Source organism: Pseudomonas sp. RC10-4-2 (assembly GCF_050433085.1).
Taxonomy (GTDB): Bacteria; Pseudomonadota; Gammaproteobacteria; order Pseudomonadales; family Pseudomonadaceae; genus Pseudomonas; species Pseudomonas aeruginosa.
The window spans coordinates 15,664-30,742 of record NZ_JBNPXX010000003.1 but is presented as its reverse complement, the minus strand read 5'-3'; the positions used below and the strand labels follow the sequence as shown (position 1 = coordinate 30,742).

Annotated in this window: 11 protein-coding genes; 2 read left to right on the top strand and 9 right to left on the bottom strand. The window is 69.3% G+C overall.

Annotated features, from left to right (window positions below; all coding sequences use genetic code 11):
* The 6 genes from gcvT to FHW81_RS15865 all read right to left on the bottom strand — a co-directional run bounded on the left by gcvT (position 1) and on the right by FHW81_RS15865 (position 8,494).
* A complete protein-coding gene (gene gcvT, locus FHW81_RS15890; protein ID WP_003122380.1) occupies positions 1–1,122 on the bottom strand; it encodes a glycine cleavage system aminomethyltransferase GcvT in 1,122 nt (373 codons plus the stop codon).
* A 93-nt stretch (positions 1,123–1,215) separates the two neighbouring features.
* Complete coding sequence (locus FHW81_RS15885) at positions 1,216–2,592, bottom strand: L-serine ammonia-lyase (protein ID WP_003112071.1); 1,377 nt, start codon at positions 2,590–2,592, stop codon at positions 1,216–1,218.
* Between the two features lie 47 nt (positions 2,593–2,639).
* Positions 2,640–3,896: a serine hydroxymethyltransferase gene (gene glyA / locus FHW81_RS15880; protein ID WP_023091292.1), complete on the bottom strand. Its 1,257-nt coding sequence runs from the start codon at positions 3,894–3,896 to the stop codon at positions 2,640–2,642.
* Positions 3,897–4,038: 142 nt separating this feature from the next.
* Positions 4,039–6,918, bottom strand: coding sequence for an aminomethyl-transferring glycine dehydrogenase (gene gcvP, locus FHW81_RS15875; RefSeq protein WP_003160368.1), 2,880 nt, complete (start codon positions 6,916–6,918; stop codon positions 4,039–4,041).
* Between the two features lie 10 nt (positions 6,919–6,928).
* Entirely contained in the window at positions 6,929–7,312 is a 384-nt protein-coding gene (gene gcvH / locus FHW81_RS15870; protein ID WP_003089718.1) for a glycine cleavage system protein GcvH, read from the bottom strand.
* A gap of 258 nt (positions 7,313–7,570) precedes the next feature.
* Positions 7,571–8,494, bottom strand: a complete 924-nt coding sequence (locus tag FHW81_RS15865) for a LysR family transcriptional regulator (protein ID WP_003089722.1) — start codon at positions 8,492–8,494, stop codon at positions 7,571–7,573.
* A gap of 122 nt (positions 8,495–8,616) precedes the next feature.
* On the opposite strand from FHW81_RS15865, the gene FHW81_RS15860 reads away from it, so the two are divergent.
* Positions 8,617–10,359, top strand: coding sequence for an amidohydrolase (locus FHW81_RS15860; protein ID WP_003105792.1), 1,743 nt, complete (start codon positions 8,617–8,619; stop codon positions 10,357–10,359).
* A gap of 7 nt (positions 10,360–10,366) precedes the next feature.
* On the opposite strand, the gene FHW81_RS15855 is transcribed toward FHW81_RS15860, so the two are convergent.
* The 3 genes from FHW81_RS15855 to FHW81_RS15845 all read right to left on the bottom strand — a co-directional run bounded on the left by FHW81_RS15855 (position 10,367) and on the right by FHW81_RS15845 (position 14,684).
* Entirely contained in the window at positions 10,367–11,902 is a 1,536-nt protein-coding gene (locus FHW81_RS15855) for a sigma-54-dependent transcriptional regulator (RefSeq protein ID WP_003105794.1), read from the bottom strand.
* Positions 11,903–11,983: 81 nt separating this feature from the next.
* Positions 11,984–12,901, bottom strand: a complete 918-nt coding sequence (locus tag FHW81_RS15850; protein ID WP_058198039.1) for a hypothetical protein — start codon at positions 12,899–12,901, stop codon at positions 11,984–11,986.
* A gap of 202 nt (positions 12,902–13,103) precedes the next feature.
* Positions 13,104–14,684: an alpha/beta hydrolase gene (locus FHW81_RS15845; protein ID WP_106120646.1), complete on the bottom strand. Its 1,581-nt coding sequence runs from the start codon at positions 14,682–14,684 to the stop codon at positions 13,104–13,106.
* A 156-nt stretch (positions 14,685–14,840) separates the two neighbouring features.
* Between FHW81_RS15845 and FHW81_RS15840 the strand changes: the two genes are divergently transcribed.
* Positions 14,841–15,062: a YgdI/YgdR family lipoprotein gene (locus FHW81_RS15840; RefSeq protein ID WP_003089729.1), complete on the top strand. Its 222-nt coding sequence runs from the start codon at positions 14,841–14,843 to the stop codon at positions 15,060–15,062.
* Positions 15,063–15,079 lie beyond the last annotated feature (17 nt).

Here is a 15,079-nt window from a genome sequence, read left to right as displayed (position 1 = left end):
TCAACCGCGGTAGTAGCGCTGCGCCACGAAGGGCATCTTGCTGACCACCAGGGTCACCGGCTTGCCGCGCACCATCGCCGTCACCTCGCTGCCCAGGCCGGCCAGCTCGCTCGGCACGTAGCCCATGGCCAGCGGCGCGTTGAGACTCGGACCGAAACCGCCGCTGCTGACCTTGCCGATCGCCCGGCCCTGGGCATCGACGATCTCGGCGCCCTCGCGCACCGGCATCCGCCCCTGCGGCAGGAAACCGACGCGCTTGCTGGCAACGCCCTGCGCCTGCTGGGCAAATATCCGCTCGGCGCCGGGGAAGCCGCCGGCGCGCACGCCGTCGGCGCGGCGCGCCTTGGAAATGGCCCAGCCGAGGCTGGCTTCGACCGGCGTGGTGGCGCTGTCCATGTCGTGGCCGTAGAGGCACAGGCCGGCTTCCAGGCGCAGCGAGTCGCGCGCGCCGAGGCCGATCGGCGCCACTTCCGGCTCGGCCAGCAGGCGCCGCGCCAGGGCCTCGGCATGGGCGGCGGGCACGGAGATCTCGTAGCCGTCTTCACCGGTATAGCCGGAGCGGCTGACGTAGCAGTCCTGGCCGAGCAGCTCGACGCGGGCGAACTGCATGAAGGTCATCTGCGCCACCTGCGGCGCCAGGCGCTCCAGCACCCGCACCGCCGCCGGTCCCTGGAGGGCGAGCAAGGCACGCTCCTCGAACAGCGGCTCGACGCTGCAACGGTCTTCCAGGTGACGACGCAGGTGCGCCAGGTCCTGGTGCTTGCAGGCGGCGTTGACCACCAGCAGCAGGCAATCGCCGAGGTTGGCCACCATCAGGTCGTCGAGGATCCCGCCCTGCTCGTCGGTGAACAACGCGTAGCGCTGCTGGCCCACCGGCAGGTCGAGGATGTCCACCGGCACCAGGCTTTCCAGGGCCAGCGCCGCATCGGCGCCCACCAGGCGGATCTGGCCCATGTGCGAGACATCGAACAGACCGGCCTGCTCGCGGGTGTGCAGGTGCTCCTTGAGCACCCCGGCCGGGTACTGCACCGGCATGTCGTAGCCGGCGAAGGGCACCATCTTCGCCCCCAGTTCCAGGTGCAGGGCGTGCAGGGGCGTCTTGGCGAGGGTTTCTGCGGTCATGTTTCACTCCATGGCATCCCGGCCTCCTTTCTGCCGGAGAGCCGCGATCGATTGTCGGGAAAGAAAAAAGAAGCGCCGGCGCAGCGGCGCGGTTCAGCATTCGATGATGTTCACGGCGAGGCCGCCGCGCGCGGTTTCCTTGTATTTGCTTTTCATGTCGGCGCCGGTCTGGCGCATGGTGCGGATGACCTTGTCGAGGGAAATGAAGTGCTGGCCGTCGCCGCGCAGGGCCATGCGCGCGGCGTTGATCGCCTTCACCGAAGCCATCGCGTTGCGTTCGATGCAGGGCACCTGGACCAGCCCGCCGACCGGGTCGCAGGTCAGCCCGAGGTTGTGCTCCATGCCGATTTCGGCGGCGTTCTCGACCTGCTGCACGCTACCGCCGAGCACTTCGCAGAGCGCCCCGGCAGCCATCGAGCAGGCCACGCCGACCTCGCCCTGGCAACCGACCTCGGCGCCGGAGATCGAGGCGTTTTCCTTGTAGAGGATGCCGATCGCCGCCGCGGTGAGCAGGAAGCGCACCACGCCGTCGTCGTCGGCCCCGGGGATGAAGCGCGCGTAGTAATGCAGCACCGCCGGAATGATCCCCGCCGCGCCGTTGGTCGGCGCGGTCACCACGCGGCCGCCGCTGGCGTTCTCCTCGTTCACCGCCAGGGCGTAGAGGTTGACCCAGTCGAGCACGCTGAGGGCATCGCGCAGGCCGGCCTCCGGCCGCTGGCACAACTGGCGGTGGAGCGCCGCCGCACGGCGCCTGACCTTCAGCCCGCCGGGCATGATGCCCTCGTTGCGGCAGCCGGCCTCGACGCAGTCCTGCATCACCTGCCAGATACGCAGCAGGCCGGCACGGGTTTCCTCGGCGGGGCGCCAGGCCTTCTCGTTCTCGGCCATCAACTGGCTGATCGACAGGCCTTCGCGGACGCAATGGTCGAGCAGTTGCCGCGCGGTCTTGAAGGGGAACGCCAGCGGCGTGCGGTCCTCGACGATGCGGTCGAGGCCGGCGGCCTCGTCGTCGACCACGAAACCGCCGCCCACCGAGTAGTACTCGCGGCTGCGGACCTGCAGGCCGGCGGCGTCGAAGGCACGGAAGATCATGCCATTGGGATGGTAGGCCAGCGGCTTGCGGATCAGCGCAAGGTGTTCCTTCTCGACGAAGCGGATCGGCCGCTCGCCGAGCAGGCGCAGCTCGCCGCTGGAACGGATGGCATCGAGCCGAGCGGGAATCGCGGCGGTATCCACCGTGTCCGGCTGCTCGCCCTCCAGGCCGAGCAGTACCGCCTTGTCGCTGCCGTGGCCCTTGCCGGTGGCGCCGAGCGAGCCGTACAGCTCGACCTTGACGCTGGCAGTGGCCTCCAGCAACCCCTCGCGCCTCAGCCCCTCGGCAAAGCGCGCGGCGGCACGCATCGGCCCCACGGTGTGGGAGCTGGACGGCCCGATGCCGATCTTGAACAGATCGAAGACACTCAGGGACATGCTCGTCTCCGCTTGCGGATTGGCCGCCACCATGGCGGCGCTCCTGTTCAATCAGCGTAGACCGGGAAGTGCCGGCAGAATTCGCCGACCTGGCCCCTGACCCGTTCGCCGACCTCGGGATTGTCGATATCGTCGAGGATGTCGCAGATCCAGCCGGCCAGTTCGCGGCACTCGCCCTCGCGGAAACCGCGAGTGGTCACCGCTGGGGTGCCGATGCGGATGCCGGAGGTGACGAACGGGCTCTGCGGATCGTTCGGCACGGCGTTCTTGTTCACCGTGATGCCGACCCGGCCGAGGGCGGCGTCGGCTTCCTTGCCGGTCAGGCCCTGGCGCACCAGGCTGATCAGCATCAGGTGGTTGTCGGTGCCACCGGAAACCACGTCGTAGCCGCGCCCGATGAACACCTCGGCCATCGCCTTGGCGTTGCGGATCACCTGCGCCTGGTAGTCCTTGAAGCCCGGCTCCAGCGCTTCCTTGAAGCACACCGCCTTGGCCGCGATCACGTGCATCAGCGGGCCGCCCTGGGCGCCGGGGAATACCGCGGAGTTGAGCTTCTTCTCGATCTCCTCGTTGGCGCGCGCCAGGATCAGGCCGCCGCGCGGGCCGCGCAGGGTCTTGTGGGTGGTGGTGGTGACCACGTCGGCGAAGGGGATCGGGTTCGGGTAGAGGCCGGCGGCGACCAGCCCGGCGACGTGGGCCATGTCGACGAATAGCAGCGCGCCGACCTTGTCGGCGATGGCGCGGAAGCGCGGGAAGTCGAGGGTCTTGGAGTAGGCGGAGAAGCCGGCGACGATCATCTTCGGCTTATGCTCCACGGCCAGGCGCTCGACTTCGTCGTAGTCGATCAGCCCGGTAGCGGTGTCCAGGCCGTACTGCACGGCGTTGTACAGCTTGCCGGAGGAGGACACCTTGGCGCCGTGGGTGAGATGGCCGCCGTGGGCCAGGCTCATGCCGAGGATGGTGTCGCCGGCGTTGAGCAGCGCCAGGTACACCGCGGCGTTGGCCGAGGAACCGGAGTGCGGCTGGACGTTGGCGTAGGCGGCGCCGAACAGTTGCCTGGCGCGGTCGATGGCCAGCCGCTCGACCTTGTCGACGTGTTCGCAGCCGCCGTAGTAGCGCTTGCCCGGATAGCCCTCGGCATACTTGTTGGTCAGGCCGCTGCCCTGCGCCTGCATGACCCGCTTGCTGGCGTAGTTCTCCGAGGCGATCAGTTCGATGTGGTCTTCCTGCCGCCGGTCTTCGGCGTCCATCGCGGCGAGCAGTTCGTCGTCGTAGCCCTGGAGCTGGTCGTGCTTGCTGAACATGGCGCTGGCCTCTTGTCGTGTCGGTGTCAGGACGCTCGCTGGCGCGAGCGTGGCCGCGGTGCCGCTACGCAAGCGCGGCGCCGGGAAAGGGGTATCGCCGGAAACGCGAGGACGCCGCCGCTGGCGGCGCCCTCCTCGTCCGTCACTCCTCGCTGTACGCCTCGATCGGCGGGCAGGAGCAGGTCAGGTTGCGGTCGCCGTAGACGTTGTCGACGCGGCCCACCGGCGGCCAGTACTTGGCCTCCACCAGGCTGGCCAGCGGATAGGCGGCCTGCTCGCGGCTGTAGGCGTGGTTCCATTCGCCCAGCAGTTCGGCGGCGGTGTGCGGCGCGTTCTTCAGCGGGTTGTCTTCCTTGTCCAGCTCGCCGCGTTCCACCGCGCGGATTTCCTCGCGGATGCGGATCATCGCGTCGCAGAAACGATCCAGCTCGGCCTTCGACTCGCTCTCGGTGGGCTCGATCATCAGCGTGCCGGCCACCGGGAAGGACATGGTCGGCGCATGGAAGCCGAAGTCCATCAGGCGCTTGGCCACGTCGTCGACGCTGATCCCGCTGCTGTCCTTGAGCGGACGCAGGTCGAGGATGCATTCGTGGGCGACCAGGCCGTTGCCGCCGGCGTAGAGCACCGGGTAGTGCTCCTCCAGGCGATGGGCGATGTAGTTGGCATTGAGGATGGCCATTTCCGAGGCGCGCTTGAGGCCTTCGCCGCCCATCATGCGGATGTACATCCAGGTGATCGGCAGGATGCTCGCGCTGCCGTACGGCGCCGCGCTCACCGCGCCTTCCTTGCGCTCGCCGCGAGCGTGGCCGGGGAGGAACGGCGCCAGGTGCGCGCGCACGCCGATCGGGCCGACGCCCGGGCCGCCGCCGCCGTGGGGGATGCAGAAGGTCTTGTGCAGGTTCAGGTGGGAAACGTCGCCACCGAACTTGCCCGGGGCGCACAGGCCGACCATGGCGTTCATGTTGGCGCCGTCGATGTACACCTGGCCGCCACAGTCGTGGACGATGGCGCAGATCTCGCGGATCGCTTCCTCGAACACGCCGTGGGTGGACGGATAGGTGATCATCAGCGCGGCCAGGCGTTCCTTGTGCTCGCTGGCCTTGTTGCGCAGGTCCTCGACGTCGACGTTGCCGCGCGCGTCGCAGGCCACCACCACCACGCGCATGCCGACCATGCTGGCGGTAGCCGGGTTGGTACCGTGGGCGGAGGACGGGATCAGACAGATGTCGCGCTGGCTGTCGCCGCGGCTCTGGTGGTAGGCACGGATCGCCAGCAGGCCGGCGTACTCGCCCTGGGAGCCGGCGTTGGGCTGCAACGACACGGCGTCGTAGCCGGTGGCGGAACAGAGCATCGCCTCCAGTTCGTCGGTGAGCTGGCGGTAGCCTTCGCTCTGCTCGGCCGGGGCGAACGGGTGCAGGTTGCCGAATTCGGCCCAGGTCACCGGGATCATCTCGCTGGCGGCGTTCAGCTTCATGGTGCAGGAGCCCAGCGGGATCATCGTGCGGTCCAGCGCCAGGTCCTTGTCCGCCAGCTTGCGCAGGTAGCGCATCAGCTCGGTTTCCGAGTGATGGCGGTTGAAGATCGGGTGGCTGAGGATCGCCGACTGGCGCAGCAGCTCGACCGGCAGGCGGTCCCCGCTGCTGGCGGCAAGGGCGGCGAAGTCCGGGAGCGCCTGGCCCTCTTCGGCCAGCAGGCCCCAGAGGGTCTCCACGTCGGCCTGGCGGACGGTCTCGTCGAGCGACAGGCCGAGACGGCCGGCATCGATCTCGCGCAGGTTGATCCCGGCGGCGCGGGCCTTGGCATGGATCGCCGCGGTACGCGCGCCGGTGGCCAGGCTCAGGGTATCGAAGAAGTGCTTCTGCTCGACGGCCACGCCCAGGCGCTCCAGGCCGGCGGCGAGGATCGCGGTCAGCCGGTGGGTGCGCCGGGCGATGCGCAGCAGGCCCTGCGGGCCGTGGTAGACGGCGAACATGCTGGCGATGTTGGCCAGCAGCACCTGGGCGGTGCAGATGTTGCTGGTGGCTTTCTCGCGGCGGATGTGCTGCTCGCGGGTCTGCATGGCCAGGCGGTAGGCCGGCTTGCCGTGGCGGTCGATGGAGACGCCGACCAGGCGTCCCGGCATGTCCCGCTTGAAGGCGTCGCGGGTGGCGAAATAGGCCGCGTGCGGGCCGCCGAAGCCGAGCGGCACGCCGAAGCGCTGGGCGCTGCCGATGGCTACGTCGGCGCCGAACTCGCCCGGCGGGGTCAGCAGGGTCAGCGCCAGCAGGTCGGCGGCCACCGCGACCAGAGCATCGACCGCATGGAAGCGGCTGACCAGTTCGCGATAGTCGACGATCTCGCCGTCGCAGGTGGGGTATTGCAGCAACGCGCCGAAGTAGGCGGAGAAGTCTTCGATGGCGCTCTCGTCGCCGACCACCACCTCGATGCCCAGCGGCTCGGCACGGGTGCGCAGCACGTCGAGGGTCTGCGGGTGGCAATGGCGGGAGGCGAAGAATGCCTGGCTGGTGCGGTTCTTCGACAGACGCTTGCAGAAGGTCATGGCCTCGGCGGCGGCGGTCGCCTCGTCGAGCATCGAGGCGTTGGCGATCGGCAGGCCGGACAGGTCGCTGACCAGGGTCTGGAAGTTCAGCAGCGCCTCCAGGCGGCCCTGGGAGATTTCCGGCTGGTACGGCGTGTAGGCGGTGTACCAGGCCGGGTTCTCCAGGAGGTTGCGCAGGATCGGTGCCGGGGTGTGGCAGTTGTAGTAGCCCTGGCCGATGAAGGAACGCAACGCGCGATTGCGCGCGGCGATCGCCTTCAGGCTGGCCAGCGCCTCGGCCTCGCCCATGCCGGCCGGCAGGTCGAGCACGCTGCTGCCCTTGATGCTGTCGGGGATCACGTTGCCGATCAGCGCGTCCAGCGAGTCGTAGCCCAGGCGCTGGAGCATGGCCTGGGTGTCGGCGGCACGCGGGCCGATATGGCGGGCGATGAATTCGTCGTCGGTGCCCAGGTCGATGGCGCCGAGGTTCAGGTTATCAGTCATGGCGGGATCCTCAGGCGTCGGCGTTGGCGTTCAGCAGGCGGTCGTAGGCGGCCTGGTCGAGCAGCTTTTCCCAGGCGCCGGCGTCGGCCGGACGGAAACGGAAGAACCAGGCCTCGCCGAGCGGATCCTGGTTGACCAGCTCCGGGGCGTCCGGCAGCGCGTCGTTGATCGCCACCACCTCGCCGTCCAGCGGCATCAGGATGTTGCTGGCGGCCTTGACCGACTCCAGCACCGCCACTTCACTGCCGGCGGCGTGTTCGCCGAGTTCCGGCAACTGCACGAATACCACGTCACCGAGGGCGTCCTGGGCGTAGGCGGTGATGCCGACGGTCAGCAGCCCGTCGTCGTCCTGGCGCAGCCATTCGTGGTCGGTGGTAAAGCGCAACTTGCTCATGCTGGATCCTCATTGTCAGCGGGTCGCCCGGTCGGGACGGGACTTTGTTCTGCGGCTGCCCGTAGCAAGCAGGGTGCCAAGCGGCCCCGGCCCTGTCGCCACGGGGCGTGGCCGGGCGCGGGGGAAACCCGGACAGGGCCGCCATGGAACGCTTTCGTTACAGACCCGCCGGACATTTCCCGAACCAGAGCGCAAACGCCTGACAGCAAAGGTTTTTCCGGCAATCGGAACGAATTCGTTCCACTCGTAACCGAAGCGTTACAGCCGATGGCACAGCCCCTGTCGCTGCAAGCTGGCGCGCAGGTGCTCGAGGAACGCGCGGACCTTCCGCGTGTTGCGCCGGTGCCCCGGATAGAGGACATGGATGGAGGGCCCGAACGGCCCCGGGTCGAAGTGGTAGTCGCCGAGCAGGCGCACCAGCCGCCCTTCACCGAGCAGCGGCGCGACGCTCCACTGCGGGCAGAACTGCAGGCCCAGCCCGGCCAGCAGGTGGGCGAGCAGGAAGTCGTAGTTGTCGCTGGCCAGTCGCGGGCGCGGCTGGTCGATACGCTGGCGGGCGCCGTCGCGCTCCATCCACCAGAAGTTCTGGTTCAGCGAAGGGTGCTGGAAGACCAGCCAGGCGTGCCGCTCGAAGTCCTCCGGGCCTTGCGGCGCGGGTTGCCGCGCCAGGTAGGCGGGGCTGGCGCAAAGCACGATCTGGTTCGGCGCCAGCGGCCGCGCCACCAGCCCCGGCAGGTCGATGGGGCCGTCGCGCAGGCCGAGGTCGTAGCCGCCTTCGCTGAGATCGAGGAAGGTTTCGTCGAGGTCCACCCGCAGGCTGATCCGCGGATGCGCCTCGAGGAAGCTGGCGCAGGCCTGCTGGAGGAACGCCGCGGCGAACGACGGCGGCGCGGCGAGGCGCAGTTCGCCGCGCAACTCCGACTCCAGCAGTTCGATCTCCTGCCCCGCCGTGCGCAGTGTTTCCAGGGACTGGCGGGCCGCCTCCAGGTAGATCTGCCCGGCCTCGGTCAGCGCCAGGCTGCGGGTAGTGCGCTCGAACAGGCGGGCACCGAGTTCCGCTTCCAGGTGGGCGACGGCCTTGGTCAGCGCCGAGGGCGTCTTGCCCAGGCGCTCGGCGCCACGGCTGAAGCTACCGGTTTCGGCAGTGGCGACGAACATCGCCAGGGCATTCAATTTGTCCATCGACTCCTTCCGTTCCGGCACAAGTGTTGTGCGCCGCGCCCGGTTCTGCCGGGCCGGCGCTTTGGCTAGTCTCGCCTTGCCCGGGCCACGCTACACAAGACCAAGAAGCAAAGGAAACCACCATGAAGCAACGGATTCCCACCCTCCTCGCCGGCGCCTGCCTGGCCATCCCCCTGCACGCCCTCGGCGCCGCCGACCTGCTGGTGGTCAACGCCAGGATCTTCACCGCCAATCCGCAGCAACCCTTCGCCGAGGCCCTGGCGGTAGAGGACGGGCGGATCCTCGCGGTCGGCGACGAGGCCGGGCTGCGCGCCCTGGCCGATGGCGACAGCCAGGTCGTCGATCTCGGCGGCAAGCGCCTGATGCCCGGCCTGATCGACACCCATTCGCACGCGGTGTTCGGCGGCCTGGAGCTGGCCGGCGCGGACATGGGCAACGAACAGGTCGGCCTCGACGAACTGGAACGGCGCCTGCGCGCCTGGCGCGACAACGGCAAGGCGCGACATGGCGACATGCTCAATGTCAGCGGCATGCATACCGCCTACTGGAGCCAGGTCAAGGACTTCCGCGCGCGCTTCGACCACGGCGAATGGGCCGACCAGCCGCTGGCCTTCATCGGCAGCGACCACCACACCGGCTGGGCCAACGCCGCCATGCTGAAACGCGCCGGCATCGACGCCGCGCGGGTCCGCGCCCTGCCCGAGGAACAGCGCAACACCATCGGCCACGACGCCGACGCCACCCCCAACGGCTTCCTCGCCGATGCCGGTCTCGACGCGGTGCTCGCGGTACTGCCGGCGCCGAGCGCGGAACAGATGCTAGAAGCCGGACGCAGCGCGGTGCGCTACAGCAACTCGCTGGGCCTGACCGCATGGATGGACCCGGCCGCCAATGGCTCGCCGGGCGATGCCCTGTTCAGCCTCAGGCCCGACGAGAACACCGTCGGCGTGCTACCGGTCTACCAGCGGCTGGCCAAGGGCGGCGAACTCAGTGCCCACGTCGCCGCCCTCCTGGTCGCCAACCCACGCAGCCGGCCGACCGACCTCGAGGTGCTGGACAAGGTGCGCCAGCGCTTCCTCGGCAGCCCCAACCTGACCCTGCCGGGAATCAAGGTGTTCGCCGACGGCGTACCGGAATACCCGGCGCAGACCGCCGCGCTCCTCGAGCCCTACCGCAACAGCAGGAAGACGGGCGAACTGCTGATCGACCCGGCGCACTTCGGCGAACTGGTCAGCGCCGCCGACGCCCGCGGCTGGCTGGTCCACGTCCACGCCATCGGCGACCGCGCGGTGCGCGAGGCGCTGAACGGCATGCAGCAGGCGCGGCGTGATCGCGACAGCGGCATCGCCCATTCGATCACCCACCTGCAACTGGTCAATCCCAAGGAATTCGAGCGCTTCAGGCCGCTCGGCGTGATCGCCTCGATGCAGCTGTACTGGGCCGCCGCCGACGAAACCACGGTGGACCTGATGAAGCCCTACATCAGCGCCTTCGCCTACCGCTACCAGTACCCGGCGCACTCCCTGCTGAGCAAGGGCGCGACCATCGCCGGGGCCAGCGACTGGCCGGTGTCCAGCCTGTCGCCGTGGAAGGCCATCCAGCAAGCGGTGACCCGCAAGGGCCCGCAGGGCGTGCTCAATGCCGGCGAACGCCTGGACCGCCAGACCATGTTCTACGCCTACACCCGCAACGCTGCGCGGACCATCGGCCTGGAGCGCCGGATCGGCAGCCTGGAGCCGGGCAAGCAGGCGGACTTCATCGTCCTCGACCGCGACGTGTTCGAGGTGCCGGAGACGCAACTGGGCGAAACCAAGGTGCTGAAGACCTGGTTCGCCGGCAAGCCGGTGTATTCCAGCGAGGGCTGAGCCCGCTTCAGGCGCGCGGGCCGATGCCGTACTTGCGCAGGCGGTGGGCGATGGCGGTGTGCGAGGTCTGCAGGCGCGCCGCCAACTGGCGGGTCGATGGATAGCTGACGTAGAGCTTCTCCAGCAGGGCTTTCTCGAAGCCCTCCACCGCCTCCTCCAGGCTGCCCACCTCGCCGTCGTTCTGCCGCGCCACGGCGGTGCCGGCGATCTCCAGGTCGCCGATATCCACCAGGCTGCTCTCGCAGATCGCAGCGGCACGGAAGATCACGTTCTGCAACTGGCGCACGTTGCCCGGCCAGCGGTTGCTCAGCAGCGCCGGGTAGGTGCCCGGCGCCAGCCGGCACACCGGGCGCTGGATCTGCGCACAGGCCTGCTGCATGAAGTGCCGCGCCAGCAGCAGGATGTCGTGGCCGCGCTCGCGCAGCGGCGGGACTTCCAGGCTGAGCACGTTGAGGCGGTAGAACAGGTCCTCGCGGAAGCTGCCCTCGGCGACCATCTTCTCCAGGTTGCGGTGGGTGGCGCTGAGGATCCGCACGTCGACCCTCACCTCGCGGTCGCCGCCGACCCGGCGGAAGCTGCCGTCGCTGAGGAAGCGCAGCAGCTTGGCTTGCAGATAGGGGGACATCTCGCCGATCTCGTCGAGGAACACCGTGCCCTGGTGGGCCAGCTCCAGCAGGCCCGGCTTGCCGCCGCGCTGGGCGCCGGTGAAGGCGCCGGGGGCGTAGCCGAACAGCTCGCTTTCGGCCAGGTTCTCCGGCAACGCCGCGCAGTTCAGCGCCAGGAACGGCGAGTTGTGCCGCGCACTCAGGGCATGGCAGCCGCGCGCCACCAGTTCCTTGCCGGTACCGGTCTCGCCGTGGATCAGCAGCGGCGCGTCGAGCGCCGCCACGCGCTGCGCACGGGTCTTCAGGGTGCGGATCGGCTGGGAATCGCCGAGGAGCATCTCGAACCCCTCGGCATGGTCATGGTGCAAGGCCGCCAGGCGCTCGCCGATGCGGTTCGGTTCGTAGAGGGTCAACAGGCCGCCGGCCAGGTGCCGCTCGCCCTCGCCCGGCCCTTCGGTGATCGGCGTGGCATCGAGCAGCAGGGCCTGGCCCATGAATGTCACTTCGCGCAGCGGCAGGCGGAAGCCCTGCTCGACCAGCGCATCCTCCAGGGTTTCATCGTCGAACAGGCTGGCCAGCCGCTCGCCGGCCGGGTCGCGTCCGCAGCGCTCGCTGAAGGCCGGGTTGGCCAGCAGCACCAGGCCCTTGCCGTCCACCGCCAGCACCGGATCGGCCATCGCCGCCAGCAACGCATCGAGCTGCAAGCGGCGGCGCTGGCCGGGAAGGATGTCGACCACGGTCATCGCCTGCACGCCACGGATGCCCAGCAGCGCTGCGCGCAGTTCCTCCAGCACTTCGGGACTGAGGGTCGGCGCGTCGATGTAGACGTTCGGCGGCACCATTTCCACCGCGTCCAGGTTCAGGTTGCGCCCGCCCAGCAGCGCCAGCACCTCCTGGGTGATGCCGACACGGTCGATGAAGGAGACGTGGATGCGCATGCGGGAACCTGGACTGCGGCGACGCTCGCCATAAAGCCGTCGATTGTACGGCCTGGCGCCGCCCAGCCCAAGGGGCCGGCGTCAGGGTACGGGGCGCAGCGCCTCGCTGCGGGTGCGGTGGCTCCAGTCGCCCTCGTCGTCCATCACGGTTTCGGTCACCAGCACTCGGCCCGGCTGCTGCGGGTCGGCCTTGTACAGCACCAGCTCGGCCTCGGCATCGTCCCAGGTGGTGGAGATGTCCGGCAGCATCCGCACCCACTGGCCGTCGCGGATTTCCAGCAGCGACGACTTGGTCCAGGTGCTGGTCCACCAGGTACGCAGCAGTTGCAGGCGCTCGCGGCCGCTGTCGTCGAGGTCGCCGAGGACGGTGAGCACCGCGCCGGTGCAACTGCCCAGCGGCTTCGGCGGGACGCGCGCGTCGGCGCTCCAGAGGTCGCAGCGGCAATCCTCGTATTCGTCGCACAAGGCGGCGCTGTTCGGCGCGTGGGCCACTACCCAGGCGAAATCCGCCTCGGTACCGGCGAAGCGGCCGCGAGCCAGCGGGGTGTACCGCGGGTCGACGGCGTAGCGGGTGATCTCGTCGCTCTCGCCGACGAAGCGCCAGGTATCGCCCGGCCCGGCGCGCTCGGCCAGGAGCAGCCCCGGATAGTTGCGCAGGCGTCCGTCGAGGCGTACCTGCTTGACGAAGCGCACCTCGTAGCGGCCTTCCTGGTCGCCCGGCACGATCTGCGGCGCAGCGACGATGCGCTGCTCGAAGTCGGGATGGCGGGCGAAGAAGGCCTGCTTGGCGGAGAGGGTGCGCTCGCGCGTCTGCGCGCGGCCATAGTAGTCCAGGCGCGGCGCATAGACCCCTTCCAGGGCCTTGCCGCTGCGTTGCCCGTGGGCGGCCTGCCAGCGCTGGAACAGGCCGAGGATTTCGCTTTCGGCGGCAGCCTGGACCAGCGCTGGGTACAGGCAGAAGAGCGCGGCGCAGAATACCGGGCGCAAGAGTCGGCGCATCGAGAACATCCTTGTCGTTCGATTGAGGCGAACGCCGATTGTCCCCTATCCGCCGACGCTGGCAAATGGCCCTGGACGATTTTTTCCGATTCCGCAACGCGGTGGGCATCGCGAATACGCTCCGGACAGCCTTCCCCCACCTCCAGGCCGCGGCCCGGCGGATAACCGCAAGCGGCTATCCGCCCCACGCCAGCCAGCCGGCTCAATGCGCCGGCAACAAGGCCTGCAACCCTTCGGCAAGCTCCAGGCTCCACGCCGCGTAGTCGTGACCGCCGGGGAACTCGCGGTAGTGCAGCGGGTAGCTCTTGCCTTGCAGCGCCGCGCGCAGGCTGCGGTTGCTGCCGAGAATGCCGTCCGCCTCGGGCTCCTCGAGCAGGCCGGAACTGAGGAAGAACGTCAGCGGCAAACGCTCGCCAGCGGCAAACTGCCGTACCAGCCACTGCGGCTGCTGCTCGTCCGGCCCCCACCAGAACGAGCCGGACAGGCTCAGCACCTTGCCGAAGCGTTCCGGATAACGGTAGGCGATGCAGCCCGAGGCCAGCCCGCCGTAGCTGGAACCGGAAAGCACGCGATCGGCAGGCTCCTCGCTCAATGCATAGCGCTGCTGCAACCAGGGCAGCAGCTCGTGGGCGAGCATGTCGGCGAAGGCCTCGTTGCAGGGCAGCTCGCGGCCCCGGCTGCTGGCGTCGACATTGCCGACAATCACTGCCAGGGTCGGGCGGATGCGCCCGGCGGCGATCAGGTTGTCGAGGATGGTCGGGGTCGGTACGTCGCGCGCGTAGTGGTCCTCGTCGAACAGCACCAGCAGCGGATAGCGCTGGCCCTCTGGGTCGTAGCCCGGCGGCGTGTAGAACGTCAGCTGGCGCTGGTTGGCCAGGGCCTGGCTGGTATAGCCGAGGCGCTCCACCTTGCCGCGCGGCACGTCCTTGCGCGGCTGGTCCCAGGTCTCGGCAGGGGCACCGCCGAGCTGCACCAGCGAGGCCTGCTCGGCCCGCGGCAGCGCGCGGCTGTTGAGCCACGGCGTACGGCTCAGCGGGTCCGGCCGCGCCGCCGCCTGCAACGCCAGGCGCAAGGTGCCGCGATCGGCCTGTTGCAGGTCCGGCAGGTCGGCGCTGAGCTGGTAGGAAACCCGCGCGTCGCGGCGCAGCGGCAGGCTCAGGTAGCGCACGTCGCTGCCGGCCAGGGCCTCGAAGCGGCGGGTGTTGACCTCCGGGGTCGGCCACAGCAGGCGCACGTCGCCGGGACGCTGCTGGCGCCAGAGGAAGGTGACCAGCACACGTTCGGCATCCAGCGGCTCCACCAGCGGCGTGCCCTGCTTCGCCACCTGCTTCCAGAACGCCTTCAGCGCGCCGGGGCGCTTTTCCGCAAGCTCCGCCTGCAGGCGTTGCAGGGTCGGGCTCTGCGGCGCCGGCGAATCAAGCGCCGGGGTCTGCGGGGTGAGGCGCTGGGTGGGGGTCAGGGTCAGTGCGGTGTCTTCGTCGGCGCTGAAGGTCAGGCGCAGGCCCTGGCGCTCGCCGGCCTGCAGACCGAGCGACTGGCGTCCGGCCAGCTCCGTCGCGCGCAACGCCTTGCCGTCGGGCGTGGTGGCGCGCAGGCGGACGCGGCCGCGGTCGACCTCCAGGTCGAGCAACTGCAACTCGCCGGGGGCAAGGTCGAGGTAGCGCTGGCGGCTCTCGCCGGCAGCGATCTCGATGCGGCCATCGGCCAGCGGCACGGGCTGGGCGGCCTGGGCCGGGGTCAGCAGGTTGAGGAAAAGCAACAACGAGGTGGAAACGGCAGACATGGAATCTCCCTTCGAATAGGCGCCGCCATCCGGGCGGTTCACCGGAAGAGACGTACGATCGCAGCGGAAATTTGCCGCTGTGATCCAGGCTAGAGCGGTTGCGCCGCGACTGGAGTAGAATCCGCCGCCTCGAAAACCGTCCGAAGGAAAATTCCGATGACCTCCCGTCTGCTGCCCGCCCTGTTGCTCTCGTCCGCATTCGCCGTCCTGGCCGGCTGCTCCACCCCGACCATCGTCACCCTCAACGATGGCCGCGAGATCCAGGCGGTGGATACCCCGCGCTATGATCGTAGTTCCGGCTTCTACGAACTGGAGCAACTGGACGGCAAGCGCACCCGCGTCAACAAGGACCAGGTGCGCAGCATCAAGGACATGTAACCCCCCGGACCCGCCAT

Excerpts from the sequence above, each read along its gene's own strand:
- gcvT (WP_003122380.1), bottom strand. The coding sequence starts at position 1,122 with ATGACCGCAGAAACCCTCGCCAAGACGCCCCTGCACGCCCTGCACCTG.
- FHW81_RS15885 (WP_003112071.1), bottom strand. The coding sequence starts at position 2,592 with ATGTCCCTGAGTGTCTTCGATCTGTTCAAGATCGGCATCGGGCCGTCC.
- glyA (WP_023091292.1), bottom strand. The coding sequence starts at position 3,896 with ATGTTCAGCAAGCACGACCAGCTCCAGGGCTACGACGACGAACTGCTC.
- gcvP (WP_003160368.1), bottom strand. The coding sequence starts at position 6,918 with ATGACTGATAACCTGAACCTCGGCGCCATCGACCTGGGCACCGACGAC.
- gcvH (WP_003089718.1), bottom strand. The coding sequence starts at position 7,312 with ATGAGCAAGTTGCGCTTTACCACCGACCACGAATGGCTGCGCCAGGAC.
- FHW81_RS15865 (WP_003089722.1), bottom strand. The coding sequence starts at position 8,494 with ATGGACAAATTGAATGCCCTGGCGATGTTCGTCGCCACTGCCGAAACC.
- FHW81_RS15860 (WP_003105792.1), top strand. The coding sequence starts at position 8,617 with ATGAAGCAACGGATTCCCACCCTCCTCGCCGGCGCCTGCCTGGCCATC.
- FHW81_RS15855 (WP_003105794.1), bottom strand. The coding sequence starts at position 11,902 with ATGCGCATCCACGTCTCCTTCATCGACCGTGTCGGCATCACCCAGGAG.
- FHW81_RS15850 (WP_058198039.1), bottom strand. The coding sequence starts at position 12,901 with ATGCGCCGACTCTTGCGCCCGGTATTCTGCGCCGCGCTCTTCTGCCTG.
- FHW81_RS15845 (WP_106120646.1), bottom strand. The coding sequence starts at position 14,684 with ATGTCTGCCGTTTCCACCTCGTTGTTGCTTTTCCTCAACCTGCTGACC.
- FHW81_RS15840 (WP_003089729.1), top strand. The coding sequence starts at position 14,841 with ATGACCTCCCGTCTGCTGCCCGCCCTGTTGCTCTCGTCCGCATTCGCC.